Origin of the sequence: Rothia sp. HMSC065C12 (assembly GCF_001812085.1) — a bacterium.
Taxonomy (GTDB): Bacteria; Actinomycetota; Actinomycetes; order Actinomycetales; family Micrococcaceae; genus Rothia; species Rothia mucilaginosa.
Map to the genome: position 1 here is coordinate 112693 of NZ_KV807671.1, position 26236 is coordinate 138928.

The 26236-nt window shown below is 60.5% G+C and carries 25 protein-coding genes and 2 riboswitches; of the genes, 13 read left to right on the forward strand and 12 right to left on the reverse strand.

The genetic code is table 11. The features are described 5' to 3' along the window. Nucleotides 1-57 precede the first annotated feature (57 nt). Nucleotides 58-423: a DUF2218 domain-containing protein gene (locus HMPREF2836_RS01830; protein ID WP_012904240.1), complete on the reverse strand. Its 366-nt coding sequence runs from the start codon at nucleotides 421-423 to the stop codon at nucleotides 58-60. A 360-nt stretch (nucleotides 424-783) separates the two neighbouring features. Here HMPREF2836_RS01830 and HMPREF2836_RS01835 point away from each other — a divergent pair, with 360 nt between their 5' ends. From HMPREF2836_RS01835 to HMPREF2836_RS01845, 3 genes are all read left to right on the forward strand, one after another. Beyond that, nucleotides 784-2250 carry an NCS2 family permease gene (locus HMPREF2836_RS01835; protein WP_070629238.1) on the forward strand — a complete coding sequence of 489 codons (1467 nt, stop codon included), beginning with the start codon at nucleotides 784-786 and terminating at the stop codon, nucleotides 2248-2250. A 321-nt stretch (nucleotides 2251-2571) separates the two neighbouring features. Beyond that, nucleotides 2572-4020 carry an NCS2 family permease gene (locus HMPREF2836_RS01840; RefSeq protein ID WP_005507245.1) on the forward strand — a complete coding sequence of 483 codons (1449 nt, stop codon included), beginning with the start codon at nucleotides 2572-2574 and terminating at the stop codon, nucleotides 4018-4020. 140 nt (nucleotides 4021-4160) lie between these two features. Continuing rightward, a complete protein-coding gene (locus tag HMPREF2836_RS01845; RefSeq protein ID WP_070629314.1) occupies nucleotides 4161-4844 on the forward strand; it encodes a hypothetical protein in 684 nt (227 codons plus the stop codon). Between the two features lie 216 nt (nucleotides 4845-5060). On the opposite strand, the gene HMPREF2836_RS01850 is transcribed toward HMPREF2836_RS01845, so the two are convergent. Both HMPREF2836_RS01850 and HMPREF2836_RS01855 read right to left on the reverse strand, forming a co-directional pair. Further along, on the reverse strand, nucleotides 5061-5489 hold the full coding sequence (locus HMPREF2836_RS01850; RefSeq protein ID WP_049340222.1) for a YchJ family protein: 429 nt from the start codon (nucleotides 5487-5489) through the stop codon (nucleotides 5061-5063). Between the two features lie 137 nt (nucleotides 5490-5626). After that, nucleotides 5627-7054 (reverse strand): LLM class flavin-dependent oxidoreductase, encoded by a 1428-nt coding sequence (locus HMPREF2836_RS01855; RefSeq protein WP_070629241.1) that lies wholly within the window; start codon nucleotides 7052-7054, stop codon nucleotides 5627-5629. A 114-nt stretch (nucleotides 7055-7168) separates the two neighbouring features. Further along, nucleotides 7169-7277: riboswitch (SAM riboswitch) on the reverse strand. 175 nt (nucleotides 7278-7452) lie between these two features. Next, a riboswitch (SAM riboswitch) is annotated at nucleotides 7453-7549 on the forward strand. 4 nt (nucleotides 7550-7553) lie between these two features. Between HMPREF2836_RS01855 and HMPREF2836_RS01860 the strand changes: the two genes are divergently transcribed. The 4 genes from HMPREF2836_RS01860 to HMPREF2836_RS01875 all read left to right on the forward strand — a co-directional run bounded on the left by HMPREF2836_RS01860 (nucleotide 7554) and on the right by HMPREF2836_RS01875 (nucleotide 12912). Continuing rightward, a complete protein-coding gene (locus HMPREF2836_RS01860; protein ID WP_012904246.1) occupies nucleotides 7554-8390 on the forward strand; it encodes an ABC transporter ATP-binding protein in 837 nt (278 codons plus the stop codon). Nucleotides 8391-8454: 64 nt separating this feature from the next. Continuing rightward, nucleotides 8455-9519, forward strand: a complete 1065-nt coding sequence (locus tag HMPREF2836_RS01865; protein WP_070629243.1) for an aliphatic sulfonate ABC transporter substrate-binding protein — start codon at nucleotides 8455-8457, stop codon at nucleotides 9517-9519. Next, nucleotides 9519-10361, forward strand: a complete 843-nt coding sequence (locus tag HMPREF2836_RS01870) for an ABC transporter permease (protein WP_070615486.1) — start codon at nucleotides 9519-9521, stop codon at nucleotides 10359-10361. The genes HMPREF2836_RS01865 and HMPREF2836_RS01870 overlap by 1 nt, the downstream gene beginning before the upstream one ends. Nucleotides 10362-10788: 427 nt before the next feature. Further along, the gene (locus HMPREF2836_RS01875) at nucleotides 10789-12912 is read left to right on the forward strand and encodes an AMP-binding protein (protein ID WP_070629244.1); all 2124 of its coding nucleotides are present in this window, start codon (nucleotides 10789-10791) and stop codon (nucleotides 12910-12912) included. Between the two features lie 168 nt (nucleotides 12913-13080). On the opposite strand, the gene HMPREF2836_RS01880 is transcribed toward HMPREF2836_RS01875, so the two are convergent. Continuing rightward, a complete protein-coding gene (locus HMPREF2836_RS01880) occupies nucleotides 13081-14169 on the reverse strand; it encodes a C4-dicarboxylate ABC transporter substrate-binding protein (RefSeq protein WP_070629246.1) in 1089 nt (362 codons plus the stop codon). 233 nt (nucleotides 14170-14402) lie between these two features. On the opposite strand from HMPREF2836_RS01880, the gene HMPREF2836_RS01885 reads away from it, so the two are divergent. Further along, nucleotides 14403-15257, forward strand: coding sequence for a transcriptional initiation protein Tat (locus HMPREF2836_RS01885; protein WP_070629248.1), 855 nt, complete (start codon nucleotides 14403-14405; stop codon nucleotides 15255-15257). Between the two features lie 158 nt (nucleotides 15258-15415). On the opposite strand, the gene HMPREF2836_RS01890 is transcribed toward HMPREF2836_RS01885, so the two are convergent. Both HMPREF2836_RS01890 and HMPREF2836_RS01895 read right to left on the reverse strand, forming a co-directional pair. Continuing rightward, complete coding sequence (locus HMPREF2836_RS01890; protein ID WP_070629250.1) at nucleotides 15416-16555, reverse strand: zinc-dependent metalloprotease family protein; 1140 nt, start codon at nucleotides 16553-16555, stop codon at nucleotides 15416-15418. A 351-nt stretch (nucleotides 16556-16906) separates the two neighbouring features. Further along, nucleotides 16907-18478 carry a DHA2 family efflux MFS transporter permease subunit gene (locus HMPREF2836_RS01895; protein WP_070629251.1) on the reverse strand — a complete coding sequence of 524 codons (1572 nt, stop codon included), beginning with the start codon at nucleotides 18476-18478 and terminating at the stop codon, nucleotides 16907-16909. A gap of 264 nt (nucleotides 18479-18742) precedes the next feature. Between HMPREF2836_RS01895 and HMPREF2836_RS01900 the strand changes: the two genes are divergently transcribed. After that, the gene (locus HMPREF2836_RS01900; protein ID WP_005509193.1) at nucleotides 18743-19060 is read left to right on the forward strand and encodes an acylphosphatase; all 318 of its coding nucleotides are present in this window, start codon (nucleotides 18743-18745) and stop codon (nucleotides 19058-19060) included. A gap of 79 nt (nucleotides 19061-19139) precedes the next feature. Here HMPREF2836_RS01900 and HMPREF2836_RS01905 read toward each other — a convergent pair whose 3' ends face one another. After that, nucleotides 19140-19787 (reverse strand): GNAT family N-acetyltransferase, encoded by a 648-nt coding sequence (locus HMPREF2836_RS01905; protein WP_070629253.1) that lies wholly within the window; start codon nucleotides 19785-19787, stop codon nucleotides 19140-19142. 267 nt (nucleotides 19788-20054) lie between these two features. Between HMPREF2836_RS01905 and HMPREF2836_RS01910 the strand changes: the two genes are divergently transcribed. From HMPREF2836_RS01910 to HMPREF2836_RS01920, 3 genes are all read left to right on the forward strand, one after another. Further along, nucleotides 20055-20636, forward strand: coding sequence for a peroxiredoxin (locus tag HMPREF2836_RS01910; RefSeq protein ID WP_049346562.1), 582 nt, complete (start codon nucleotides 20055-20057; stop codon nucleotides 20634-20636). Between the two features lie 3 nt (nucleotides 20637-20639). Beyond that, the gene (locus tag HMPREF2836_RS01915) at nucleotides 20640-21170 is read left to right on the forward strand and encodes an alkylhydroperoxidase, AhpD family (protein WP_012904260.1); all 531 of its coding nucleotides are present in this window, start codon (nucleotides 20640-20642) and stop codon (nucleotides 21168-21170) included. 263 nt (nucleotides 21171-21433) lie between these two features. After that, nucleotides 21434-21757 carry a GNAT family N-acetyltransferase gene (locus tag HMPREF2836_RS01920; RefSeq protein WP_246822800.1) on the forward strand — a complete coding sequence of 108 codons (324 nt, stop codon included), beginning with the start codon at nucleotides 21434-21436 and terminating at the stop codon, nucleotides 21755-21757. Nucleotides 21758-21887: 130 nt separating this feature from the next. Here the strand turns inward: HMPREF2836_RS01920 and HMPREF2836_RS01925 are convergent, their stop codons facing one another. Both HMPREF2836_RS01925 and HMPREF2836_RS09280 read right to left on the reverse strand, forming a co-directional pair. Further along, nucleotides 21888-22538, reverse strand: a complete 651-nt coding sequence (locus HMPREF2836_RS01925) for an L-alanine-DL-glutamate epimerase (RefSeq protein ID WP_070629257.1) — start codon at nucleotides 22536-22538, stop codon at nucleotides 21888-21890. A 97-nt stretch (nucleotides 22539-22635) separates the two neighbouring features. Beyond that, nucleotides 22636-22809 (reverse strand): hypothetical protein, encoded by a 174-nt coding sequence (locus HMPREF2836_RS09280; RefSeq protein WP_005509188.1) that lies wholly within the window; start codon nucleotides 22807-22809, stop codon nucleotides 22636-22638. A gap of 273 nt (nucleotides 22810-23082) precedes the next feature. Between HMPREF2836_RS09280 and HMPREF2836_RS01930 the strand changes: the two genes are divergently transcribed. Beyond that, nucleotides 23083-23874: a trimeric intracellular cation channel family protein gene (locus HMPREF2836_RS01930; protein WP_060824008.1), complete on the forward strand. Its 792-nt coding sequence runs from the start codon at nucleotides 23083-23085 to the stop codon at nucleotides 23872-23874. Nucleotides 23875-23973: 99 nt separating this feature from the next. On the opposite strand, the gene HMPREF2836_RS01935 is transcribed toward HMPREF2836_RS01930, so the two are convergent. From HMPREF2836_RS01935 to HMPREF2836_RS01945, 3 genes are read right to left on the reverse strand one after another with little or no spacing between them, the layout of a single operon-like run. Beyond that, nucleotides 23974-24723, reverse strand: a complete 750-nt coding sequence (locus HMPREF2836_RS01935; RefSeq protein WP_060824009.1) for an amino acid ABC transporter ATP-binding protein — start codon at nucleotides 24721-24723, stop codon at nucleotides 23974-23976. Then, complete coding sequence (locus HMPREF2836_RS01940; RefSeq protein ID WP_049338279.1) at nucleotides 24716-25390, reverse strand: amino acid ABC transporter permease; 675 nt, start codon at nucleotides 25388-25390, stop codon at nucleotides 24716-24718. The genes HMPREF2836_RS01935 and HMPREF2836_RS01940 overlap by 8 nt, the downstream gene beginning before the upstream one ends. A gap of 22 nt (nucleotides 25391-25412) precedes the next feature. After that, a complete protein-coding gene (locus HMPREF2836_RS01945; RefSeq protein ID WP_070615451.1) occupies nucleotides 25413-26231 on the reverse strand; it encodes a transporter substrate-binding domain-containing protein in 819 nt (272 codons plus the stop codon). Nucleotides 26232-26236 lie beyond the last annotated feature (5 nt).

The window sequence follows — 26236 nt, forward strand, 5'->3', positions numbered from 1 at the left end:
CCCGCCCTCCGAGGTGCAGGAGGGCGGGGCAGGGTAACGAAGACTAGAAAGCAGGGACTAGGAGGCGGGTACCGCCTCGAAGGTGACGACCAGTTCGTCACGCTCACCGAAGCGAACCAGATGGCGGTCCAACACATCCGCCAGACCAGCAGCCAACTCGTCGCTTTCGGCGCGTACCTCCATGACGAGGGCACCGTCGATTTCGCGTAGGTCACCGTAGCCGCGGAAAATACCGTCGCGGTTGAAGGTGAGGCGCAGACCGTCGGGCAGTTCTGCGGTGCCAAGCTTGCGGCCCATGTGCGAGCCGAGCTGCTTGATGTATCGGGCGGGGCGGTCGGTTGCTACGACGGCGCGCTGGCGTACCGGCAGGGATTCCGCGGCGGGGTAGTTCTCAGCGGTGTTTTCCTGCGGGGTTTCAGTCACGGTGGGCTCCTTCTTATCTATGCCGAATTCTCATCTATGCCGAAAAAGGCTCACCACACGGAACCTGGCATCCGGCGACGCATGTTTCACCTCGAATATAGCAGAAACTTAGGGTCTACTAACCTAACAAACTATCATTGTTCGCGCAGAGGCGAGAGATAGTTACCGCTATTACGCCCCCAAAAAATCTCTGAACGAAAGCTGGGAATTTCCTGGATTAACGCTTAGAGAAACTTTAACCGTAGAATATTTCGGTAACAACAGTGTCACCTCCCCAACACACCGGGAAGTGGCACTTTTTTATGCGGGCTCGGAACCCCGGTGCCCGCCCCGACTATGAGTATCTACGGATTTTCACGAATGTCTTCTGAGAACACCGCGGCTCCCCAGAGCCCCAAGGCAGAAGCCAAGGGCGCACTGGACCGTTACTTCAAGATCACTGAGCGAGGCTCCACCATCGCCGCAGAATTCCGCGGCGGCCTCGCCACCTTCTTCGCGATGAGCTACATCGTCGTGCTGAACCCCCTCATCATCGGCCTCGGCAAGGACGCATCCGGCAACGCCCTCGGTGTACCGCAGGTCGCAGCAATGACCGCACTGGTCGCAGGCGTTATGACCATCCTCATGGGCGTCATCGCCAAGCAGCCCTTCGCCATGGCAGCAGGCCTCGGCGTGAACGCACTGCTGGCAACCACCATCGCCTCCACCCCCGGACTGACCTGGCCCGCCATCATGGGCCTCGTCGTATGGGCTGGTGTGCTGATGACCATCCTCGTGCTGACCGGCTTCCGCACCGCAGTGTTCAACGCGGTCCCCGAATCGCTCAAGGTCGCAATCGTCGTCGGTATCGGCTTCTTCATTGCCTTCATCGGCCTCGTCAACGCAGGTATCATCCGCCGCATGCCCGACGCAGCAGGCACCACCGTGCCCGTCTCCTTCGGCGTCAGCGGTCACCTGCTCGGCTGGCCCACCCTCGTCTTCCTCTTCGGCCTGTTCCTCACCATTGCGCTGTTCATCCGCAACGTGAAGGGTGCAATCCTCTACGGCGTGCTCGCCTCCACCGCCCTCTCCATCATCCTGGAGAAGGTCGTGCCCTCCGGCAGCTCGGTTAAGTCCCCCACCGGCTGGTCCCTGAACGTCCCCGTCTGGGACTCCAACACCAGCAAGCTGCCCAACTTCTCCCTGTTCGGCTCCGCTGACCTGTTCGCTGCCTTCGGCACCCTCGGTGGCATGGCTGCTGTTCTGCTGATCTTCACCATCCTCATCTCCGCGTTCTTCGACGCAATGGGTACCTCCGTCGGTCTCGCAACCGAAGCAGGCACCATCAAGGACGGCCAGATCGAGAACGTCGACAAGGTCCTGCTCGTGGACGCCCTCGGCTCCGTAGCCGGCGGTGGCACCTCCTCCTCCGCAAGCCAGATCTTCGTGGAGTCCGCAACCGGTATCGGCGCGGGCGCACGCACCGGCTTCGCGAACGTCGTCACCGGCGCACTGTTCCTCGTCGCGATCTTCCTGTCCCCGCTGGTCACCATCGTGCCCTTCGAAGCTGTTGCACCCGCAATGGTGTTCGTTGGCTTCCTGATGATCCGCCAGGCAGTGAACATCGACTGGAACGACTGGGGTCTGGGTATCCCCGCGTTCATGACCATCATCTTCATGCCGCTGGCATACTCCATCGCGGACGGTATCGGTGCAGGCTTCCTGTCCTACGTCTTCATCCGCCTGGTGCAGGGTCGCGGCAAGGAAGTTCACTGGCTCATGTACGTGGTTTCCGCAGTGTTCCTCATCTTCTTCGCTAACGGCCTGATTACCGGCTGGATGCACTAAATACATCGGGTGCTTCACCCTCCCACGTGGAGGCGCGGGCACCATCAGGGCGGGGTATCGGCACCTTCAGGTTGCCGGTACCCCGCCCTGCGCTATTCTTCCCTCTACCCCAACTACCCAATTCTGGTTGCAGGGGTCGGGGAAACACCACATCACCGACTGAACCGCCGCACACAACGCGTTTCAACGGCACAAGCTAGGAGGCGGCGCCTACAATGGTTGAACCATCGTGGCGCCCAACCCGGGACTTACCCGCGAGCTTCACCCGTGAAACCGGCGGCGCAACACAGTACACACCGAACAACATCAACGGATCCTCACATGTCTGAACCCCAGAAGGCGGCAGCGCCCACCAGCGCACTCGACCGCTACTTCAAGATTTCCGAACGCGGCTCCTCCATCGCCGCAGAATTCCGCGGCGGCCTCGCCGCATTCTTCGCCATGAGCTACATCGTGGTGCTGAACCCCCTCGTCATCGGTACCGGTGCTGACGCATCCGAACGCACCCTCGGTATCGCACCCGTCGCGGCTGTGACCGCGCTGGTTGCCGGCGTGATGACCATCCTCATGGGTGTTATCGCTAAGCAGCCCTTCGCCATGGCGGCTGGCCTGGGCGTGAACGCGCTGCTCGCCTCCACCATTGCCACCACCCCGAACCTGACCTGGGCAGACATCATGGGTCTGGTCGTTCTTGCCGGTCTGATCATGACCGTTCTGGTGCTCACCGGCTTCCGTACCGCGGTGTTTGAGGCGGTCCCCGAGTCGCTCAAGACCGCGATTGTGGTCGGTATCGGCTTCTTCATTTCTTTTATCGGTCTGGTCGACTCCGGCATTATCCGCCGCATGCCTGACGCAGCCGGCACCACCGTTCCGGTGAGCCTCGGCGCGGGCGGTCACCTGCTCGGCTGGCCCACCCTCGTCTTCCTCTTCGGCCTGTTCTTCACCATCGCCCTGTTCATCCGTAACGTGAAGGGTGCGATCCTGTGGGGCGTGCTTGCCTCCACTGCGCTGTCCCTGATTCTGGAGGCGGTTGTCCCCTCCGGTTCCGTGAAGGAGGCGGCGACCGGCTGGTCCCTGAACGTGCCTTCCCTGGCGGACATGAAGTTCACCACCCCGAACTTCTCCCTCATCGGTTCCGCTGACCTGTTCGGCGCATTCACCCACATCGGTCCGCTGGCTGCTTCGCTGCTGGTGTTCACCATTCTGCTGTCCGTGTTCTTCGACGCGATGGGCGTTTCGGTTGGTCTTGCCGCCGAGGCTGGCACCATGAAGGACGGCAAGGTTGAGGACATCGACAAGGTCCTGCTCGTGGACGCTTTCGGTTCCGTTGTCGGTGGTGGCGCATCCGGTTCCGCCAACCAGATTTTCGTTGAGTCCGCTACCGGTATTGGTGCGGGCGCACGCACCGGTTTCGCAAACATTGTGACCGGTGTGCTGTTCCTGCTGGCGATTTTCATCTCGCCGCTGGTCACCATCGTTCCTTTCGAGGCGGTTGCTCCGGCGCTGGTCGTGGTCGGCTTCCTGATGATTCGCCAGGCCGTGAATATTGACTGGACCGACTGGGGTCTGGGTATTCCGGCGTTCTTGACCATTATTTTCATGCCGCTGTCGTACTCGATTGCGAACGGTATTGGTGCCGGCTTCGTGGCGTACACTTTCATTCGCTTGGTGCAGGGCCGCGGTAAGGACGTGCACTGGCTGATGTACCTGGTGTCCGCGGTGTTCGTGATCTACTTCGGTATGGGCATCATTAACGGCTGGACTAGCTAAGTCCAACAGTCTACATATTTGCTGAAGGCAGGTTCCTGATGCGGCTGAGAATGTAAGTTTTCAAGCTGCCGAAGGGCCTGCCTTTGGCGTATCTGGTTCGCTCTTGCATGTTCCTTATCGCTTCCGGGTGCGAGAAAATCATGGCAGAATCATTCCGTTTTCGGTATGATTCTGCCATGATGTCCGTTCAAGAGTATGCTCAAAAAGCTAAGGTTTCAGAGCGAAGCGTGCGCGCCCGCTTAGAACGTGGAATGCTTCAAGGTCGTAAATTGGGAAGCCGCTGGGTTGTCGACGCTCTTCCCGCTGCGCACCGCAGTAATGCTGGCCGTCCTATTTCCTTCGATGCATTCAACGCTTTGGCGCGTTACTGCGATGGTCAGTCATCTGTTCTATCTGCTGAGGAACGCCGCAGGGCAAAAGAACGCGCCTCAGCAATTCAGGTGCAAGGACCTGCGTCTGTTGAGCGATACCGAGCTCGCCGCGGTCTGAAAGTGCATCATCTGCAGGCTCCTCCCGCTGAAATTCCTGCAATTTTGGAAGACTCTGCATTGTCGCTTACCGGCATTAGTAGCGATATTTCTCAGGTGTACGGCTCAATGGTTGATGCATATGTTTCAAGCCAGGATTTAGAGAACATCATTTTTCTGTACAACCTGCTTCCGGCGTCTGTAGATTCGGCGAACATTATCTTGCGTGAATGCGATGAGCCGCCCCATATTCTGCCCTTGCATGTGGCGGTAGATCTTCTAGATTTGGGGGATCCGCGAAGCTCCGCTGAGGCAGAGCGCATTCTTCAAGATTCTGTTTTCAAGGAAGCGTCTTAGTCATGACCGCATCCCCTATTTTGATTCCTGCTATTGGGGCAGAGCGTGCCTCTTGGCTTGGCCTGGCTGATATTTCAGATTGACTTTGAAAATCTTCTAAAAGACAGAAGCTAACTAAAACAAGAAATGGCAGAATCATTCCGGTTTCGGAATGATTCTGCCATTTCTTCTATGCCCGCACTCTGCACGAGACAGGGGCAGGGAAAGTTACGAGATTTAGCGGACGTCTCCATCCAGATAGAACCAGGCGCCGCCCACCTTCTCAAAGCGCGACAGCTCATGCATGCTGCCCTTCACCCGCTCCTCCGCAGGAACGCCCGGCACCGAACGGTAATACGCAACGAACTCCACCGTACCGGACGCATCAAACGGGCCACCCGAAGCACCCAGAATATCCAGGCGATACCAGCGGATATCATCCTCCAACTCCAAGGCGGCCGGGCGAGTACTCGGATGCCAGCTCGCCAGCAGGTACGCCGCATCCCCGGTCGCAAACGCGGTAAAACGCGAGCGCATCAGCTGCTCCGGCGCGGGAGCAGTCAGCGTGCCGGAGGCGGCAAACTCGCCCAGGAACCTGCCGCAGCAGGCGCCGTACACCTCGCCGCTCGAGCAGGGGCAGCGGTCATCATGGTTAAGTTCAGTCATGCCACCCAGTATAGAGAAAGCACAGCGCAAAGAAACGCCCGCTCTGCCGGGGGTACAAATCCTCCAGCAGAACGGGCGTTCTTGTTTTCAATCGTTAAGTTTGAGCGAACCTACACGGCACGCTTCAGCGGCAACGCTTATTCAGCGATTGCGCGAGCCGGGGTGTCAGCAGCCGAAGGCTTGCCCACGTATGCGCCGCGGTACTTAGCAGCCGGGTGGCTGTCAGCAACCTTGGTGTGGCCCTTACCGAAGATGTTCTCACGCAGGGTGTTGCCCTCGTACTCGGTGCGGTAGCGGCCGCGCTTCTGCAGCTCGGGAACAACGTACTCGATGAAGTCCTCGAAGGAACCCGGGGTGACGTGGTACGCCAGGTTGATGCCGTCCAGGCCGCCCTCATCGATCCAACGCTCCAGCTCGTCAGCAACCTGAACCGGGTCACCAACAATGACCTCACCCATGCCGCCGAGGGTGGTGTGCTCAGCGATGTCCTTGCGGGTCCACTTCTTGTCCTTCGCCTGCAGGGTGAAGGGGGTCAGGAAGGACTGAATCGACTCGGTCTGCACGTAGTTCAGGACCTCGTCCTCGTCGAACTGGGACAGGTCAACACCGGACCAGCCGCCGACAATAGCCTGTGCAGAGTCGAGGTTGATGTACTTCTTGTAATCCTCGTACTTTGCCTTTGCCTTCTCTTCGGTCTCATCCACGATGACGGAGAGCATTGCGAGGATCTTGACGTCGTCGCGGCTACGGCCCTGCTCCTCTGCAGCGGCGCGAATACGGTCGGTCACAACGCGGGTCAGGTCCGGGCGCAGGGCGCTGATGAACACAGCCTCAGCGTGCTTGCCGGAGAACTGCTGGCCGCGGCTGGATGCGCCAGCCTGGAAAATCACGGGGGTGCGCTGCGGGCTCGGCTCGGTCAGGGAGATGCCGGGTACGGAGAAGTACTTGCCCTTGTGGCCAATCGGGTGGACCTTGGAGGGGTCAGCGTAGATGCCGCGCTCGCGGTCCTTGATGACTGCGCCGTCTTCCCAGGAGCCTTCCCACAGCTTGTAGCAGACGTCCAGGAACTCGTCAGCGATTTCGTAGCGCTCGTCGTGCGGGATCTGGGTGGGCAGGCCCTGGTTCTCAGCAGCCGAAGGCAGGTAAGAGGTCACAACGTTGAAGCCGACGCGGCCCTCAGTGAGGTGGTCGAGGGAGGCGTAGCGGCGAGCCAGGGTGTAGGGCTGCTCGAAAGTAGCGGCAGCAGTCACGCCGAAGCCGAGGTGCTCGGTCACTGCAGCCATTGCAGAAATCTGGGTTGCGGGGTCATTCACGGGAACCTGAGCGGCACCCTCAATGGCGGGAGCGGCAGAGTTCTTGTACACGTCGTAGATGCCGACCACGTCAGCGATGAACACGGCGTCAAACAGACCGCGCTCAAGGGTCTTAGCCAGGTCAGTCCAGTACTTGATGGTGTTGTACTCGGTTGCGCGGGAGCGCGGGTGACGCCAGAGGTCGAAACTCTGGTGACCAATGCAGGTCATTTCGAATGCGTTAACTACGATGCGCTTCTTCTGCTCAGCCATCGATTTTCCTTTCGCGAATGATCGGGGACGATCGGGTTAGTGCCCTGCACCCCGCGCGCCGCCTCCTTCTTGCCTTCTGCGTTCGGTGGTGGCCTTCGTGCAGGTGGCGCGTTCGCGCCGTACTTGCCTCGTAACGTTGAGGCCAGATCATCATCTGGGGCACCCCGCTACGGGAGAGGGTTGCCGCCCGGCTAGCCAGAGCTTAGCGCCGGGACTCATGATCTCGTGGTTTGAGTGTACGGGGCGCGCGGGAGGGAGGTCACGTTTGTGACGAAAAAATCTTTTTGTGACGTGGAACCGAAATATTTCGTGATAAATGCGAAATATACGGTCATAGAAATTCATACGCGCCCGCCGGGTTGATTGAGGCACGCCACAGCCCATAGGGTGGGAGAAGCAAACCATCCAGAGCGACTGAGAGACCTGGCTCCACGACGTCGCAGCAACCGGCACGGATTCTTCCGCCCCCGGTGCTAACGCCAGGAACGATGGAAGTGACATGACACTCAACAGTGCAGTAACTGACGTACCCACCAGTGAAAAGAACGGCCGCCGTGCCGTATCCACCGCCGCCGTCCCCTTGAGCTTTGAAGGCGTCGGACAATCTTTCCCCGTGCCCGGCGGAACCCACGAAGTTCTTCGCGGAGTCTCCTTCACCGCAGCCCCCGGCGAGATTATCTCCGTCATCGGCTCCTCCGGATGCGGCAAATCCACTCTCCTGCGTGCAGCAGCAGGCCTGAACCGCATCACCGCAGGTACCGTGCGTATCGGCGAGAAGGCAGTGACCGGCCTCGACCCCCGCGTAGCTATCGGCTTTCAGGAACCGCGCCTGCTCCCCTGGCGCACCGTCGCCGACAACGTGGCTCTCGGACTACCGCAGGGCACCAAAAAATCTGAAGGCGCAGCATCCGTAGCGCGCCTGCTCGACCTGGTCGGACTGGGCGAATACGCAACCCACCGTCCCAAGGAAATTTCAGGCGGTATGGCTCAGCGCGTGTCCCTGGCGCGAGCGCTCGCACGCAACCCCGGCGTGCTGCTGCTCGACGAGCCCTTCGGTGCTCTGGACGCGCTGACCCGCATCAACATGCAGGATTTGCTGTTGGACGTGCACCGTCAAGACCCGACCACGATTCTGCTGGTCACCCACGATGTGGAAGAGGCGCTGTACCTCTCTGACCGAGTGATCGTCCTCGGTAAGGACACCCCGGAGGCGCCCGCCACCATCCAGCGCATTGTGACCGTTGACCGTTCTCACCCGCGTGACCGCGCCGATGCAGAGATCACGGCGCTGCGTAGCGAACTGTTGGCTGAGCTTGGCGTGGAAGATAACGCCTAAAGCCGCCACGCAACACATTTCTTACACATCACATCATCATCTTCAGAAGCGAAAAGATTTCATCATGACTTACTCCCCGTCTCGCCGTACCGCCCTCAAGTCCCTTGCCGCAGCCGCCGCTTTTGCTACTCTGCTCAGCGCCTGCGCCGGTGAAGGTTCCGGTTCCGCTAACGCCTCCGGTGCTGCCGGTGGTGGCAATCAGAACACCGTGACCATTGACTACGCGACCTACAACCCGCTGTCCCTGATTATCCGTAAGAAGGGTTGGCTTGAGACCGCCCTCGCCGCCGAGGGTAAGAAGGTTGAGTGGGTCAAGTCGGCCGGCTCGAACAAGGCGAATGAGGCGCTGCGTAGCGGCAATATTGATGTTGGCTCGACCGCCGGTTCGGCGGCGCTGCTGGCACGCGCTAATGGCTCCCCCATCAAGGTCATTAGCCTCTACTCGCAGCCGGAGTGGTCGGCGCTGGTGACCCGCAAGGATTCGGGCATCACCAAGGTTGCGGATTTGAAGGGTAAGACCGTTGCCGTGACCAAGGGTACCGACCCGTACTTCCTGCTGCTGCAGGCACTCAAGCAGGAGGGTATTTCTGCTTCGGACCTGACCATTCAGAACCTGCAGCACGCCGACGGCCGCACCGCCCTGGATAACGGTCAGGTCAACGCGTGGAGCGGCCTGGACCCGATCATGGCTGCCGCCGAGGTGGAAAGCGGCGACGTGCTCTTCTACCGCAACCTGAACTTCAACACCTACGGCTTCCTGAACGCGACCGAGAAGTTCATTCAGTCCAACCCGACCGCCGCACAGACCATCGTGGACGTGTACGAGTACGCTCGCGCCTGGGCTAAGAAGAACCCCGAAGAGGCTGTGAAGATTGTCGAGGAGGAGTCCGGCATTAAGCACGAGACCGCTCAGGTCGTCATGGAGCGCACCCACCTGGACATCGACCCGGTTCCGGGCGCCAAGCAGGTTGAGGTACTCAAGGGCGTTGGCCCGATTCTGGTCGAGTCCGGCGACGTCCCCTCCCAGTCCGACGTGGACAAGGCCCTGAACAGCATCGTGGACGACCAGTTCGCGAAGAAGGCTGACAGCGCCGCAGTCGAGAAGATTGCCAAGGCGGTGGAGAAGTAATGACCGCCGCAACGATTACCGCCGCCTCCAGCGCTCACGCTGAGCGTGCCGAGAAGCGTGCCTCTTCCGTGAAGTTGCCGTCGAACCCGTTCGCCGGTAAGCAGTACCTGGGCCTGATTCTTCCCCTGGCGCTGATTGCGCTCTGGTATATTCTGAGCACCAACGGCGTGTTCACGCAGGTCCAGCTGCCCTCCCCCGACCGTGTGGTGGGCGCCGGTATCGAGCTGGCGCAGCGCGGTGAGCTGGCCAAGCACGTCGCGATTTCGACCCAGCGCGTGCTGATTGGCTTCGGCATCGGCGCGGTACTCGGCCTGGTGCTGGGATCGCTGATTGGCTTGTCGGCCCCGGTGCGCGTGTTCGTCGCCCCGACCATCGGCGCTCTGCGCGCAGTCCCCTCACTCGCGTGGGTCCCGCTGCTTCTGCTGTGGATTGGCATCGGCGAGAACTCGAAGGTGACCCTCGTGGCCATCGGCGCGTTCTTCCCCGTGTACACCACGGTTTCCGCAGCCCTCGCCCACGTGGACCCCAAGCTCGTGGAGATGGCCCGCGCCTTCGGCCTGAAGGGTCTGCGCCTGTTCACCACGGTTCAGCTTCCCGCGGTTCTGCCGTCGGTTGTTTCGGGTCTGCGTCTGGCGCTGGCTCAGGCGTGGCTGTTCCTGGTCGCCGCTGAGTTGCTGGGTGCGTCCATGGGTCTGGGTTATCTGCTGACCGACTCGCAGAACAACGGCCGCACCGACCGCCTGCTGCTGGCTATTGTGGCGCTGGCGGTGCTCGGTAAGATTACCGACGCGCTGGTGGGCGTGTTCGAGCGCTGGGTGAAGGCGAAGTACCCCAGCAACTAGCACCACAGCTAAACGTAACACTCAGCACGCGCTGAGTTTTAGGAGAGATGTCCGCCGCGTGGCTGCTCCCCAAAGGTGAGCTAATCATCGCTACGCGCCGGAGAAAGAAGTCGGCGGGGAAACCTGTCGCCTACTGAATGATGATGATGAATCCCGCCCCGCGCCCCACAGCAGTGAGCGCGGGGCGGGGTCTTTAAATATTTCGGAATATTACGAACCGATACACAGCATGCCGAATATGACGGGCTCCTTTGCTTCCTGGCCCCGAGCGCGCTTTACTAAGAAGGCAAACCATCCAGAGCGACCGAGAGACCTGGCTCCGTGACGTCGCAGCAACCCCCTCGCCAACGCACACACAGACCCCACGGTCACACAGACAGCGGCACGGCGAGCAAGGGTGCTAATGCCAGCAACCGATGGGAGAATAATGGGACTGCCCACCCCCTACTCGTTCACCGACCCACTGAACCCCACCCCGAACCCCGCCCTCGAATCTGACGAGGCACGCGTCGCGTTCTGGGAGAAGCAGGCGCAGCGACTCACCTGGGCTGAGCCCTGGCACACTGCGCACCGCTTCGAGAAGCCGAAGTCCCTCGGCTTCGATGAGGAAGGCATCGAACAGTTCACGATCCCCGAAATTAAGTGGTTCGAGGGCGGCAAGCTGAACGTCGCCTACAACTGCGTAGACCGCCACGTGGAGGCGGGCCGCGGCGACAAGGTAGCCCTCTACTTTGAAGGTGAACCCGGCGACCGTGAAGCCATCACCTACGCCGAACTGCAGCGCCGCATCGCGAAGGCAGCGAACGGCCTGCTGTCCCTGGGCGTGCGCAAGGGTGACCGTGTGGTCATCTACCTGCCCGTCATCCCCGAAACCATTATCTTCACCCTGGCCTGCGCGCGTATTGGCGCGATTCACTCCCTCGTCTTCGGTGGTTTCTCCGCTGAGGCGCTGAAGTTCCGTGTGGAAGACACCGGCGCGAAGGTTCTCATCACCACCGACGGCCAGAACCGCCGCGGCAAGGTCGTTCCCGTGAAGGTCAACGCCGACGAAGCATGCTCCGGTGAGAACAATATCGAGCACGTTATCGTGGTGGACCGCACCAGTGCCTCCGACCCGGTAGCGCACGCCGCTGTGCCGTGGACTGAGGGCCGCGACGTCTGGTACCACGACCTGGTGGACGACCAGCCGGACACTCACGCCTACGAACTGCACGACGCAGAAGACCCGCTGTTCATCATTTACACCTCCGGTACGACCGGTAAGCCCAAGGGCCTGGTGCACACCATGGCTGGATACCTGGTGCAGACCGCGTACACCCACGCGCTGCTGTACGATCTGCTGCCGGACTACGTGGATGAGAACGGCGTGTTGCGCCCCGACGAGCTGTCCGCCGTCAACGACCCCAAGAAGGTGGAGTCCACCGTTCACTGGTGCACCGCCGACCTGGCGTGGGTCACGGCCCACACCTACGAAATTTACGGTCCGCTGGTCAACGGTGTCTCCGAGGTGATTTACGAGGGTACCCCGAACACCCCGCACTACGGTCGCCACTTTGAGGTCATCGAACGCTACGGCGTGACCAACTACTACACCGCGCCGACCCTGATTCGTTCGCTCATGGGTGCGTTCCCGAACGGCCCGGAGCCCGGCAAGTACGATTTCTCGACCGTGCGCCTGCTCGGTTCGGTGGGCGAGTCCATCAACCCGGAGGCGTGGCGCTGGCTGCGCGAGCACGTGGGTGGCGGCACCGCATCCTTCATCGACACCTGGTGGCAGTCCGAGACCGGCTCGACCGTGTGCTCCCCGCGCCCGCACGACCCGGCATTCGCACCCGAGGGCACCTACCCGGAGGGCACCCCGCACTGCACTCCCCTGCCCGGTTGCGCTACCCGCGCCGTTCCCGGCGTGTCCACCCGCGTGGTGGATGAGCACGGCGACCCGGTCGAACCCGGCAAGCAGGGCTTCATCGTGGTCGATAAGATTGGCCCCTCGATGGCTCGTACCGTGTGGCAGAACCCGCAGCGTTTCCTGGATTCCTACTGGCGTCACTACGGCGAGCGCGGCTGGTTCCTCGCTGGCGACGGCGCGAAGGAAGACGAAGAGGGTAACGTGTACATCCTCGGCCGTATTGATGACGTGATTAACATTTCGGGTCACCGCCTGTCCACGATTGAGATTGAGTCGGCTCTGGTGACTCACCCGGCTGTGGTTGAGGCTGGTGTCTGCCCCGTGGAGGATGAGCTGACCGGTCACCAGGCGGTCGCCTACGTGACGCTCACCGATGAGGGTAAGGACCTGACTGAGGATGAGCTGAAGGCGGCGCTGACCGCACACGTGCGTGAACACATTGGCCCGATCGCTAAGCCGAAGGACGTTGTGGCGGTTGCCGACATCCCGAAGACCCGTTCGGGTAAGATTACTCGCCGTCTGCTCGGTGAGCTGTACCAGGGCCGTTCTTTAGGCGATGTTTCTTCGCTGCAGAATGAGGAGGCGCTGGGCCACATTGCGCAGGTGCTGGTGGATACCGGCCGCGTGAGTGAGGCTGTCTAGGCTCTGTTGCTGGGCTGAGCACTGAGCCGAGCTGCACGCTGCGCTGAGCTGAAAGCTACATAGAGTAAAGGTGCGGATACCGAATAATGATTCGGTATCCGCACCTTTTGCTATGCCATTTTATTGATCTGACAAGGCTCTTTGTTGGCGTTGCACCGCCTATTCAGCCTACTTAATCAGGCCCAGCGAACGAGCGTGTTCAGCAGTAATACCGCTCGGCTCAATGTGCTCGGGGCCCTTGTCCTTCTCGGGGTGCTCGGTCGCCTGGAAGCGGATCATCTTCACATCGTTTGCCGCGCCCAGGTTCGTGATCATGCCGTCACCGTTCAGGTCCACGGACACCGGCTCGGTATCAATCTTGCCGTTGCCGTTGAAGTCAATCGGCTGGTTGGCGGGCTTGCCCTTGTACAGGAAGCCAGCCGCGCGAGGACCGAAGCCGCGCGCCTCGTACAGCTTCGCCTCGTTGAGCATGCGGTACTCGGCGGTGGAGTAGCCGAAGTAGCGGCTACCGTCAGCCATGGGCACGCCGGTGAGGGTGTACTGGTAGTTCATGACGCTGTAGTAGTTGGGCTTGTAGTTGATTTCGTCCCAGCCGCCGTGGCTCAGTGCGAGGTTGTGGCCGAGCTCGTGCACGAACACTGCCACGCGGATGTTGCTGCTTGCCTCGCCCCAGAAGTGCGGACCGACGGTGACCATAAAGTTACGACCGCCAAAGTTAGCGATACCGGAGGAGTAGCTGTTGTCGTAGTAGTCGCCCCAGATCATGTAGTGGAAGGTGCCTTCGCGGGCGGGGTTGAACTTACCTTCGGTCGCCTTGATTCGGTGGAGCGCTTTGAATTCGCTGTCGAGTGCCTGGTAGCTGATTTCGTTGCCGCCGCCGAGGTTGTACTTGGCGCTGCGGGCGTCACCGGCGTCCAGGTGGATGTTCACGCCGTGGGTGCCGTCGGGGTTGCGCAGGGGCAGGTCAGCGTAAATCTTGGTGATGCGGTCCAGTTCATCTTCGCTGGGCAGCAGGCCCGCCATGTAGTCCATCTCGACGAAGATGTCCTTGTGCTTGGGGTCTGCGCCCATTGCGGGGAAGTCGACGTCGATTTTGCCGTCGCCGTCAGCGTCGTAGCCCTTCATCTCCCAGGTGTTGGGGATGCCGTCGCCGTCAATGTCGGGGCTGTAGGCGTTTGCTGCGGGGGCTGCGATAGTGCCCAGGCAGAGCACTGCAAGGGAGGCAAGCGTGACGCGTGCGCTCTTCATAAATGCCATGTTGTATTCCTTAAGTGTGTGGTGACCGGTGGTGTTTCTGTGGAGTTTTCCGGGAGGACGTTCTCCTCGGTTTCCATGATGCTCCCGTTTCACGCGTTAGGTGAGCTGGGTACCGTAATGTTCATACATTAAGGTAAAAGTTGAGATAATTTTGAAGATGAGCTGAATTACATTAGAGTATCAGTAATTCAACTCACACGCATCACCACATTCTTCACAACAAGAGAGATCCTATGACTTCTTCCTCGAACACCACTAACGGACTGAACCGCCGCGCCCTCATCAAGGGTGCCGCATGGAGCACCCCCGTCATCGCAACCGCGGCGGCGGTACCCGCCTACGCGGCATCCACCGATGCGCAGGAAACCCCGACCCTGAGGTTCGGTGTCTTCACTCAGGCGTTCAACTCGAACCCCGCCAACGACTTTGATACCCGCTACGGCCTGGATTCCTACACCGTGCAGGTACCCAACATCACCGCAACCTCCACCACCCCGCAGAGCCGCGGCGGCGGCACCTTCACCCCCGGCGGTAGCGTCGGCGCCGGCCTGTACGGTGGTGCGGGCCTGTGGATTTCCGCACCCATCAACTCCAAGGGCGAGTTCCAGGGTAGCTCCTGGCTGTACCCCCAGGCGCACCTGCAGGTGACCTTCGAGTTCACTTTCCCCACCGCCGAGGACGTCACCGACCCGCTGCTGTGGGACGTCGATAACGACGTTGAGATCCCGGCACTCGCCAAGAGCGAGGGCGGAGCGAAGACCAACAACCCCGCCGTGGCGGCATTCAATGGCATCGCATACACCGCAAAGTTCTACGAGCCGACCATCGAGGATAACGTCTGGACCGGCGTACTGGACATCCGCACCTCCGACTACCTGGAAGCCACCGCGAAGGACGGCGTGAGCTACGCACAGGTGCTGGCTTCGCTGGTTCCGGTGTACTTCACCGAGGTGACCTCCAGCTACACTCTGACCACCACCGCTCAGATCACCAGCGGTAGCGTCGCAATGCAGCTGACCGAGGGTGGCGAGTACACCTTCCAGGATCTGGCTGGTTTGCGCGCTTCGGCAACCATCACCCGCCCGTAGTTCTGGTGTATAGCTCAGCTGCTCTCCGTTGATGCGTCGCAGTACAACAGCGCAACGAGGCTAGATAACATCAGGGGGCCCGGCATCCGTTATGGATACCGGGCCCCTCGCCGTGTTTAAGGCTTAGCGTATCGGTTACCGCCGACAGCCGCTAAAGGCTAGTCCTTCGCGGGAACCATGCCCTTGGAGCGAGCCAGGTCAGCAGTCATTTCATTGTGGTCAATCTCAGCCGAAAGGTGCTTCTCGGAACGGTACACGCCGCCCTGCGCCTCGGTGCCCTCAGCCTGCAGCTTCAGGGTCGCCATATCGTTCGGGGCGGTTAGTTCGGTCAGCTCGCCGTCACCGTTCAGGTCGACCGATACCGGCTCGTCGTCAATCTTGCCGTTGCCGTTGAAGTCGATACCCTCCCAGGCGGGCTTACGGAAGTACAGCCAGCCGTAGGCGTTGCGACCAAAGCCGGCACGCTCGTCCAGCTTATTCTCGTCCAGCTTATTCTCGTCCAGGGTCTTGTAGGCGCGGGTCGAGTAGCTGAACTTCAGCTCACCACTGGCGCGGCGCACACCGTAGATCTGGTACATGTAGTTCATGACGCTCAGGTAGTTCGGCTTGTCGTTCACGTCATCGGTGCCGCCGTGGCCCAGGCCCAGGTTGTGGCCCAGCTCGTGGATGAAGGTGCCCACGCGCACGTCGGAGGTTGCGGACTTACCCCAGAAGCGCGGGCCGACGGTCACCACGAAGCCGCGGCCACCCACGTAGCCCAGGCCGGAGGAGCCGTACTCGTCGTAGGCGTCACCCCAAATCATGTAGTGGAAGACGCTTTCACGGTTGGGGTCCATGTTTTTGGCGCGGATTTCGGCCCACTTGGTCATGGTGTTGTCGAGCTGTTCGTGCGCCACTTCGTTGCCGCCGCCGAGGTTGTACTTGGCGCTGCGGGCGTTACCGGCGTCCAGGTGGATGTTGATGCCGGTGGTGCCGTTGGGGTTGCGCAGGGGAAGCTGCGCGAAGGACTCGGTGATGCGGTCGAGCTCTTCTTCGCTAGCGAGCAGGTCGGGCATGTAGTCCATCTCGACGAAGATGTCCTTCTTCAGCGGGTTGGCGCCCATGCCGGGGTAGTTAACATCAATCTTGCCGTCGCCGTCAGCGTCGTAGCCCTTCATTTCCCAGGTGTTGGGGATGCCGTCGCCGTCAATATCGGGGTTGTATGCCTGGGCTGCGGGGACAGCAACCGAGCTGAGCACAAGCAGTGCCGCCGATGCGAGCGCGGTACGCACTACGCGGGTTGAGGTCAGAAAAGACATGGGATCTCTCTTCGTGTCTTGACCGCGCGTTAGATTGCTCCATCTGACGTTGCGTACAGTGCATCTCTGGTGAGTAGAAGTATCAAACGGTAGCCAAGCCACGCGGTGCGGTGGTCATATGTGTCGCTGTCGCCGGTGTGCAGCCGGCGTGCCGCAAGTGAGCACGGCGTTTAAAAGACAGCGGGTCACTGCCGAACCCTCCGGTGGAGGCGAAGGAACCATTCTTGGCTCCCTTTCTGTTCGACGGTGACCCGCTTCATCATACACAGAGCGTATATAGCTTGTCCCAGTATTTGCACCGTATCTCAGGTTATGCACCGCTTATGACGTAAAAGCGCTCCGATAAGCCTTCTACTTAGTGGTCTCCACCTCAGCGTTCTGCGCGGCACCCTTCGCCTCGGAGGTCTTCATGGAGGCATAGAACAGGCACACGACCGCGCCCACTGCTGCGGCAACCAGGGGAAGCATCATGGAATCCGCCATTGCCGCCGCGTAGGGTTCACGCAGAATCTGCGGAAGGACGCCGCCTCCAGCACCGCCGTGAGAGCTACCGCCCGCTGCAGCGGCAGGACCCAACGCGGACAGGTGCGAGGTAATCGCAGAAGCCATGATGGTCGTAATCGCAGCCGAACCGAGCACCGACGCCATCTGGCGAGTCTCGTTGTACACGCCCGAACCGGCACCTGCACGCTGCGGCGGCAGGTTACGGGTCGCCGACACCGACAGCGGACCCCAAATGCAGGCATTCGCCGCACCTAGAATAATCATCGGGCCAACCATCAGCCACAGGTTGCCTTCCGCAACCATCGTCGGGCGGAGCAGAGCAAAACCAACAACCATCAGCGTAAAACCAATTACCGCAATCCACTTCGGGTCGTTACGGTTCAGACGCGCACCCACCACCGGCGCCAACACGCCCGAGAACAACGCCATCGGGGCGGTCATCAGCGCAGCCTGGGTCGGGTCCAGGCCCTCCACCTGCTGCAGGTACAGGGTCAGCGGGAACGCCATACTGATAGCGACCACACCCATAGCCGAAATAGCCACATTCGACACGGAGAAGTTACGGTCACCGAACAGGCTCAGCGGAACCAGCGGCTCACGCGGGTTAATAGCCTGCCACCCGATGAACAGCGCCAGCACCAGAATGCCGGCAATAATCAGACCCCACACGCTCACCGCAATACCGGTGCCCATAAACGAGTCAGTGATGGTGCCCCAGTCGTAGGTGGCGCCTTCCTGAATGCCGAAAACCAGCAAGAACAGACCGACCGCCGAAAGCACCACGCCCAACCAGTCGAAGCTGTGCTTCTTCTGCTCGAACACCGGCACATTACGCCACGCCAGGAACAAACCAGCCAGGCCAACCGGAATGTTGATGAAGAAGATCCAGCCCCAGCCGAGGGTATCCACCAGCACGCCGCCCAGAATCGGACCAACCAGCGAGGCGACACCCGCAGTCGCACCCCAAATGCTCATGGCAACACCGCGCGCATTCGGCGGGAACATCAGCGTAATCAGAGACATGGTCTGCGGGGTCATCAGCGACGCACCCAGGCCCTGCACCACGCGGGCGGTAATCAGCGACTCAACATTCGGCGCCAGACCACACCACAGGGAGGCAAACGTAAAAATACCCATACCAATCATGTACAGGTTCTTCTGACCGAAGCGGTCACCCATACGACCGGTAATGAGCAGCGGCACCGCATACGCCAGCAGGTAGGCGCTCGTCACCCACATACCCGCCGACAGGGATGCATCCAAATCCTGCAGCATGTGCGGCAGGGCGATGGTGACGATATTGCCATCCACCAGGATCATGAAGAAGCCAACAACCAGGGACCAGAGAGCAGGCCAGGGCTTGTAGGGTGTCTTCGCCGGGTTACCGACGAGAGGCGCTTTTTTAGGGCGTGAACTCAATGATCCTCCAGGGGATGGGTTGTATGCGGGTAGATGTCTGTGTGTTCAGCATTGCCGCTAATAAATATCACCCCATCTTACTCCCCTTGTGGACGCGGCTTCGGTTGCTTTACCCTTATTCAGCTCTTCACGGCACGTGCGCGCGGCAACCAGGCGGATGCACCCCCGCACCCTCTAGACTGAAGCTATAGAAGCTATCAGAGCGCCACCACCGGCGCTCGCCCCCATAAGACCACTCACAATGAGATGACCCCGGGAGGACCCATGGGTTTCTTTGATTTCTTCACCGACCGAACCCCGGCAGAGCCCGCCGAAATCCGCCTCGTCGCTTTCGTGAGCGGCAAGGTGCAGGGCGTGGGCTTCCGCTGGTGGTGCGCCGGAACCGCCAAGCCCATGGGCCTGACCGGCTACGCCGAGAACCTCGACGACGGGCGCGTGAAGGTCGTTGCGGAGGGTACCGCCGCCTCCTGCGCTCGCCTGGTGGATGTGCTGCGCGGTGACGACACCGCCGGGCGCGTGGATGAGGTTCTCGTCGAGTGGGAGGAGCCGAACGGCTCGTTCCGCGGCTTCGGCATCAGGTAGCTAGATTGCGGGGCTTTCTCATGGGCTCCCGCTCAACCCCATGCACGTTACGTCCAGAGCGCGGTTTAGTTAGCGCAGTTTAGTTAGCCCAGAGCGCCGCAAATTGCGCGCGGGTCATATCGGCGCGGCGCACCCGATGCTGCACCGGGTGACCGTTCTCATCGGGGCGACCGGAGTTCGGGTCAATATCGTCGTAGATGCCGGTGAAACCCGCTTTAACCGCCACACGTTCGGAGGCCTCGTTACCCGCCAGGGTGGTCCAGCGGACAGTCTCGAGACCCAGCCCGAGCGGGTCGAAAGCGTAGCCGAGGACGGCTCGCAGCGCCTCGGTCATATAGCCCTTGCCGCGCGCCTTCGGGGCGGTGTAATAGCCCAGTTCGGCGCGGGTTCCGGGGCTTTCGGGGGTGCCGTCAGGTAGGCGCAGCTCGATACTCCCCGCGAACACACCGGAGGCGTCAATCGCCCAGCGCTGGATCTGCCCGGCGGCAATCTGGCGGGCAGTGGTGAGCAGGTAGTCCTCGGCGTCGGCGCGCGTGTAGTTCAAGGGAATGCGGGTGTAGCGGAGGGTTTCTTCGTCGCGGCAGGATTCCACGATGTTGGGGATATCCGCCTCGCGCAGGTGGCGCAGGGTGAGGCGTTCGGTAATGAGTTCGGGCTGATTGGGCTCTGCATGTTCGCTGTGTTCTGAGAAGTCGCTGTCTGAGAAGTTACTGTGTTCGGGGGTCATGATTCGAGCTTAACCCCCTGGGGTTTGTATGTGGGATTTGCGCATGGATATTTGCACGGGGGAGATTTGCACGTGGAGAAGCTTTTTGAACACCTCGGGATGTTCGGTGATGCAAATCATAGTTAAACACTTCTGTTTTAATGCGTCATCACTTGATTATTATGAATTATTCATAATAAAATAGTTATCGAGCCCGCCCAATGGGCACCACTTAGAACAAGCGCCGCGCAACGAATCCGCGCGGCACGAAGCAGAAAGAAGAACACTATGGCAGTTCTGACCATCGGCGACCAGTTCCCCGCATACGAGCTCACCGGCGTTGTCCCCGGTAAGCTGGCTGACATCGAAGCAACCAAGCCCGAAGACTACTTCACCACCGTCTCCTCCGAGGGTCTGGACGAAGACACCTGGCGCGTCGTCTTCTTCTGGCCGAAGGACTTCACCTTCGTTTGCCCCACCGAGATCGCAGCATTCGGCAAGCTCGCTGACGAGTTCGAGGCACGCGACACCCAGGTGATCGGTGTTTCCGTTGACAACGAGTACACCCACTACGCATGGCGCCGCTCCCACGAAGAGCTCCTGGATCTGCCCATCGTCATGGCATCCGACCTCAAGCGCGAACTGACCGCAGCACTGGGCATCCTGAACAAGGACGGCGTTGCAGACCGCGCAACCTTCATCATCGACCCCCACAACACCATCCAGTCGGTCTCCATTACCGCTGACTCCGTCGGCCGTAACACCGACGAGGTGCTCCGCCAGCTGGACGCACTGCAGTCCGACGAGCTGTGCGCATGCAACTGGAAGAAGGGTGCAGCAACCATCGACGCATTCAAGGAGATGAAGTAATCCATGAGCATCGATAACCTGCGTTCGGCTCTGCCTTCCTACGCGAAGGACATGAGCCTCAACCTGTCCTCCCTGCCCCGCATCACCTCCCTGTCCGAGCAGCAGCTCTGGGGCGCAATCCTCGCAACCGCAGCAGCAACCAAGGTTGACTCTGTTGTTGTTGAGATTGCTGCAGAGGCTAAGGAGCACCTGAGCGACACCGCTTACGAGGCTGCTCTGGGTGCTGCATCCATCATGGGCATGAACAACATCTTCTACCGCACCCGTGGCTTCCTGAACGGTGCATACGATGACCAGCGCGCAAACCTGCGTATGCAGATCATCGGCAAGAACGGTGGCATTGAGAAGCTGGACTTCGAGATGTTCGCTCTGGCAGTGTCCGCAGTCAACGGCTGCTCCCACTGCGTTGAGGCTCACGAGCACACCCTGCGTGAAGAGGGCGCAACCAAGGAGCAGGTCAACGACCTGATTCGTATTGCTGCAACCCTCGGTGGCGTGGCACAGGGCATTCAGCTGGCTGAGGCACTGGGCTAAACCCACTAAGAGTTAGAGCTTACACAGAAGCGGCGCATCCACCCCTTTACGGGTCGGATGCGCCGCTTCCTTTATGTCCTCAAGCCCAGCAGCGTGTTGGGCAGAAGTTTCTAAACTCCCCCAATTTGGCGCTATACAATGCCTGTATGCGGTACTGTATTTTGGACTCCACCAGCCTCCTTCCCAGCGTGGAAGAACTTACTGAGCTTTACGATTCTGTCGGCTGGAGCGCCTATACCAAAACGCCCGAACGTCTCATCCCGATGGTGGAAGGGTCGCGGTATCTCTACACCGCACGAGAGGCAACCACAGAAGGAACAGGACGGCTCATCGGGCTAGTCCGCGCCGTCGGGGATGGACATTCTATCGCCTACATTCAGGACCTCCTAGTGCATCCGCACGCCCAACGACAGGGCGTTGGTTCTGCGCTTCTAAAGCGTGTCATTGAGGACTTTGACCGAGAAGACATTCGACAGCGACTCATTACTACCGACGTCGGTACTGAACACGCCGTTGCGCTCTACAAACGCTACGGTTACGCCCCGGTAGAGGTAGCAGGATGCATCACCCTTGCATGCTATCGATAAGGCAATATCTCATACGGCTCGACCCGTTCAGGCTAGCTGAGGCACTGGGCTAAACCCACTAAGCGTTAGAGCTTACACAGAAGCGGCGCATCCTTCCCTTTTCCGGGTCGGATGCGCCGCTCTGTTTTAACTACTTTTGACTGTCCGCAGAGACAGCGCGCAGGGCGGCATCCCAGCCGCTCGCCAGGCGCGTCGCCGCGGCCATCAGAGCCACCAGATCCTCGGCGTACACCGGGGTCGAGCGCACGCCCGCACACCAGTCAATCGTGCCCAAACCCAGCCAGGGCTTACCGGGGAAGAACTCGCGCCGCAGCGCCACACGGCGCTTACCCAGGGCGCGGCGACCCGGCACGTACCCGCCGCGGCTGATGAACAGCGCCTCGCGGCCCTCGGACTCCACCAGCGCCTCCAGGGCCCTCAGTGCAGGAACCCAGCTCGGCTCCCCCACGCTCGCCAGGTCGGTCAGTTCGGGGTACTCGCTCTCGTGCTCCGCCACGCTCACGCCCAGAATGTACTGGTAGCGCACCTGCCCGAGCTCCTGCGGCAGGCCGCGGTCGGCGGTCTGAATCGTACCGCACAGGTGCCGAACGACCGGCTCACCCTCGGCGTTCACGCCGGCCAGGGGCTCGCCGTCCCGGTAGATTGCGGGGCCGTCCAGGTAGAGCCCCACCGCGCCGGTACCCGTGATGTTGGGGCGCACCGACCAGCTGGGAAGCGCCTCCTCCAGGCGGGGCACCACGCCCCGCAGGATTTCGAAAACTTCGTCACGCGATACCGTCACGGCGGCTCCTTTCACCTTACGCAGATAACGATTTGCGATGTGGCCCGGTCTATCAAACGACCGGGCCACATGCCTCTAGTATTCGTCTAGCTCCAGCTTAGCGAGCGCTCAGCTTACGGGAGGGTAGCCACACCATGAGCGCCGACAGCGCCGCACCGGCAAACATCATGACCGCCATGGACTCCACCGCATTCAGGGGGCTCAACGCCAACAGTAGCGAAGAAATGATGCCGCTACCGTACTGGAAAGAACCCAGCGCAAAAACAATCATGACAGAGCATTGGGGGTGGAGATTCACTCATTCTACGCCCATCTTTTAGCGCGCCCACAAGCTTCTCCGTTACGTCTCAGAGCTCGTCATGACCACTTTCCAACTAGGAGCAGGAGCGGCGGCGGGTCTACAATAAATCGGTGCCATTTCAGGTACGCGCACAGGCAGACAGAGCCGGATGCGGTGATAACGTCGTCACCCGACCCGCCCACCGTGCGCGCCTTCCCTATCGGCACCCACCCAGACATGCATCACGTACGCAGGAGAACGCACATGCACGAGCTCTTTGACCCGGACCAGGTATTCCGCATCGTCGACATTGCCGCCGTTGTCGCTAACGGCCTACTCGGCGGTGCCGTGGCGCGCGCCTTCCGGTTCGACATCGTGGGCTTCCTGCTACTCGCGGTCGCCTGCGGCATGGGTGGCGGTATGATCCGTGACATCCTACTGAACTCCGGACTGCCGGTGGCACTCACCGACGGCGGCTACTGGGTGGGCGCTATCGGCTCGTCAATTCTGGCGTACAGCCTCGATTTGAGTGCCCGCTGGGCAACCCGAACCATGCTCATTATTGACTTTGTCGGCATGGGTGCGTGGGCGGCAACCGGCACCATTAAGTCCCTGAACCTGGGTCTGCACTGGCTGCCCGCTATCGCACTGGGCGTGACCACCGCGGTTGGCGGCGGCGTTATTCGTGACATTATGGTCAACCGCATTCCGGCGATTTTTGGCGGTAACTCCCTGTACGCGACGGTCGCGTTTGTGGGTGCCTCTGAGACCGCCCTGGTAACCGGCTTGTTCCACCGCCCTAACCTGGCGATGGCACTATCTATTCTCCTGTGCCTGGTGTTTGGTGTGCTCTCCCATATGAAGAATTGGCAGCTGCCGACCACCCCGGGCGGCCTGCAGGTGCACCGCCCCCGCCTGCTCACCTTCTTCAACCGTGAAGAGAACTCGGTTCAGGATGAGGGCTGGTCGCCGGGTAATCCGCTCACCGACCAGCTGCAGGTGGTCAGTCCTGAGCAGCTGGATGAGTATCGTCGTTCTAAGGGGACTTCAGAGTAGAACGAATATATGCTGAATATAGAATATGGGCTGGTTTCCGCACGTCAGATGATTATCTGATTGGCAGAAACCAGCCCATATTTGCTATATACGGTACGGCTAAATCGTGTACTCGGTGCTGTCGTACACGGTCAAGAACTTACGGATACGCTCATCATCCGAAGCAAAGAAACCGGCCGGCTCACCGTTATAGCGCAGGGTACCGTTCTCCAGGAACACGATACGATCCGCAACCTTCTTCGCAAACGCCATATTGTGCGTCACGATGACCAGGGAGCGGCCCTCCTTCGCCAGCTGCATGAGCACGCGGATAACCTCCGCCTCCAGCTCGGGATCCAGCGCACTCGTCGGCTCATCAAAGAGCAGGTAGGAGGGTTCCAGCGCCAAGGCGCGGGCAATCGCCACACGCTGCTGCTGACCACCCGAGAGGGCGTCCGGGTAGGAATCTACCTTGTCGGCAAGACCCACCTTCGCCAACAGCTCGCGGGCACGCTCCTGCGCCTGCTGAGCATTCAGGGTGCCGTTGAGGGTCGGGGCGAGCGCCACGTTCTTCAACGCCGTGTAGTTCGGAAACAGGTTGAACTGCTGGAACACCATCGCCGAACGGGAACGAATATCACGCACCTGCGCGTCGGTGAGCTTCTGGCTGTAATCCACCTGCGCGTCGTCAATGGTGAGCGTGCCTGACTGCGGGGTTTCCAGCAGGTTCAGGCAGCGCAGCAGAGTCGACTTGCCGCTACCGGAGGGGCCCAGAATCACCGTGGTCTCACCGTCGGGGATGTCCAGGCTGATGTTCTTGAGCACCTGCGTTTCACCGAAGCTCTTCGACAGGGAATCAACGCTAAGCATTGTTGCTCCTTACGTAACGGTTGCTGTACTTCTCCAACGCAGACTGTGCGGCAGTCAGCAGAGTGAAAATCACCAGGTAAATGATGGCGACCTCGGAGTACATTGCCAGCGGCTCGAAAGTACGCGACGCGATCTGCTTACCGGTCTGGAACAGGTCAACCATCGAAATGACCGACACCAGCGAGGTGCCCTTAATCAGGTCGATGAAGTTGTTGCCCAGGTTCGGCAGCGCAATACGCACCGCCTGCGGAATGACTACGTGGCGCAGGGTCTGCATACGGGTGAAGTTCAGGGTTGCCGCCGCCTCAAATTGGCCGCGCGGAATAGCCGCCACCGCGGAACGGAAGGTCTCCGCCACGTACGCGCCGGTGTGCAGGCTCATCGTGATGATCGCGGCGCTCCACACGTCCAGGGCGATACCGACCTTCGGCAGGCCGTAGAAGACGATGAACAGCTGCACCAGCAACGGGGTGCCACGGAAGACCCAGATATACAGCCAGGCCAGCCAGTTCACCGGGGCGAAGCGGCTCGTGCGCGCGCCGGCGGAGATGATGCCCACCAGCAGTGCCACCGCGAAAGAAATCAGCGACAGCGGAATAGTCACTGCCAGGGTCGAGCCCAGCAGCTGAGGCAGGGACTCAGCCCAAAGATTCAGGTAGCGTTCCATGAACGGAACTCAGCTCCTTTAATTAGTTCTTCGGGGAGAGGTCTTCGCCCACGTACTTCTCGTAAATCGCCTTGATGTCACCGTTCTGCAGGTGCTTCTTCAGCGACTCGTCGATAGCGTTACGCAGGGCGTCCTGGCCCTTAGGCAGCAGGATGGAGGAGTTGCTACCGGTGCCCAGGTCACCGGAGAGCAGGCGCAGGTTGGCGTCCGGGTGCTCCTTGAAGTACTCAGCGAAGGACACGGAGTCGTTCGCGGTCATCTCTGCACGGCCCGAGAGGACCTGCTCGATAGCCTCATCGAAACCGGAAACAACCACGATCGAGGCACCCTTCGCCTCCACCATCTTGCGGAAGTTCGAGGTTTCGGACTGCGCCGAGGAGTGGCCGGAAATCTCGCTCACGTTCTGCAGGGAGGAGTCCTTCTTCACGGCAACCTTCGGCTCGGAGTACAGGTAGGGTACGGAGAAGTCGTACTTCTGCTTGCGCTCGTCGGTTGCGGAAACGTTGTTGATGACGATGTCGTAGCGGTCAGCGTCCACACCGGCGATCAGGGAATCCCAGGGGGTTTCGGTGAACTCTGCAGTCACGCCCAGGTCCTTAGCGACCAGGTCGATGATTTCTTTCTCGAAACCGACCAGGGTGCCGTTCGAGTCGTGGAAGGAGAAGGGGCGGTAGGTGCCCTCCAAGCCCACACGGATCTTGCCGGCAGACTTGATAGCCTCCAGCTTGTTGGTGCTGGATGCGGTGCTGCTGCTGGACGAACCGCACGCTGCGAGCAGTGCAGCCAGGCCGGTGAATGCGGAGCCTGCGAGGACGGTGCGGCGGTTAATCATTGCGGACATAGTGT

Excerpts from the sequence above, each read along its gene's own strand:
- HMPREF2836_RS01920 (WP_246822800.1), top strand. The coding sequence starts at position 21,434 with ATGGTGGAAGGGTCGCGGTATCTCTACACCGCACGAGAGGCAACCACA.
- HMPREF2836_RS01845 (WP_070629314.1), top strand. The coding sequence starts at position 4,161 with ATGGCAGAATCATTCCGTTTTCGGTATGATTCTGCCATGATGTCCGTT.
- HMPREF2836_RS01875 (WP_070629244.1), top strand. The coding sequence starts at position 10,789 with ATGGGACTGCCCACCCCCTACTCGTTCACCGACCCACTGAACCCCACC.
- HMPREF2836_RS01865 (WP_070629243.1), top strand. The coding sequence starts at position 8,455 with ATGACTTACTCCCCGTCTCGCCGTACCGCCCTCAAGTCCCTTGCCGCA.
- HMPREF2836_RS01835 (WP_070629238.1), top strand. The coding sequence starts at position 784 with ATGTCTTCTGAGAACACCGCGGCTCCCCAGAGCCCCAAGGCAGAAGCC.
- HMPREF2836_RS09280 (WP_005509188.1), bottom strand. The coding sequence starts at position 22,809 with ATGATTGTTTTTGCGCTGGGTTCTTTCCAGTACGGTAGCGGCATCATT.
- HMPREF2836_RS01940 (WP_049338279.1), bottom strand. The coding sequence starts at position 25,390 with ATGGAACGCTACCTGAATCTTTGGGCTGAGTCCCTGCCTCAGCTGCTG.
- HMPREF2836_RS01945 (WP_070615451.1), bottom strand. The coding sequence starts at position 26,231 with ATGTCCGCAATGATTAACCGCCGCACCGTCCTCGCAGGCTCCGCATTC.
- HMPREF2836_RS01870 (WP_070615486.1), top strand. The coding sequence starts at position 9,519 with ATGACCGCCGCAACGATTACCGCCGCCTCCAGCGCTCACGCTGAGCGT.
- HMPREF2836_RS01900 (WP_005509193.1), top strand. The coding sequence starts at position 18,743 with ATGGGTTTCTTTGATTTCTTCACCGACCGAACCCCGGCAGAGCCCGCC.
- HMPREF2836_RS01840 (WP_005507245.1), top strand. The coding sequence starts at position 2,572 with ATGTCTGAACCCCAGAAGGCGGCAGCGCCCACCAGCGCACTCGACCGC.
- HMPREF2836_RS01935 (WP_060824009.1), bottom strand. The coding sequence starts at position 24,723 with ATGCTTAGCGTTGATTCCCTGTCGAAGAGCTTCGGTGAAACGCAGGTG.
- HMPREF2836_RS01910 (WP_049346562.1), top strand. The coding sequence starts at position 20,055 with ATGGCAGTTCTGACCATCGGCGACCAGTTCCCCGCATACGAGCTCACC.
- HMPREF2836_RS01860 (WP_012904246.1), top strand. The coding sequence starts at position 7,554 with ATGACACTCAACAGTGCAGTAACTGACGTACCCACCAGTGAAAAGAAC.
- HMPREF2836_RS01890 (WP_070629250.1), bottom strand. The coding sequence starts at position 16,555 with ATGTCTTTTCTGACCTCAACCCGCGTAGTGCGTACCGCGCTCGCATCG.
- HMPREF2836_RS01855 (WP_070629241.1), bottom strand. The coding sequence starts at position 7,054 with ATGGCTGAGCAGAAGAAGCGCATCGTAGTTAACGCATTCGAAATGACC.
- HMPREF2836_RS01850 (WP_049340222.1), bottom strand. The coding sequence starts at position 5,489 with ATGACTGAACTTAACCATGATGACCGCTGCCCCTGCTCGAGCGGCGAG.
- HMPREF2836_RS01930 (WP_060824008.1), top strand. The coding sequence starts at position 23,083 with ATGCACGAGCTCTTTGACCCGGACCAGGTATTCCGCATCGTCGACATT.
- HMPREF2836_RS01905 (WP_070629253.1), bottom strand. The coding sequence starts at position 19,787 with ATGACCCCCGAACACAGTAACTTCTCAGACAGCGACTTCTCAGAACAC.
- HMPREF2836_RS01885 (WP_070629248.1), top strand. The coding sequence starts at position 14,403 with ATGACTTCTTCCTCGAACACCACTAACGGACTGAACCGCCGCGCCCTC.
- HMPREF2836_RS01915 (WP_012904260.1), top strand. The coding sequence starts at position 20,640 with ATGAGCATCGATAACCTGCGTTCGGCTCTGCCTTCCTACGCGAAGGAC.
- HMPREF2836_RS01880 (WP_070629246.1), bottom strand. The coding sequence starts at position 14,169 with ATGGCATTTATGAAGAGCGCACGCGTCACGCTTGCCTCCCTTGCAGTG.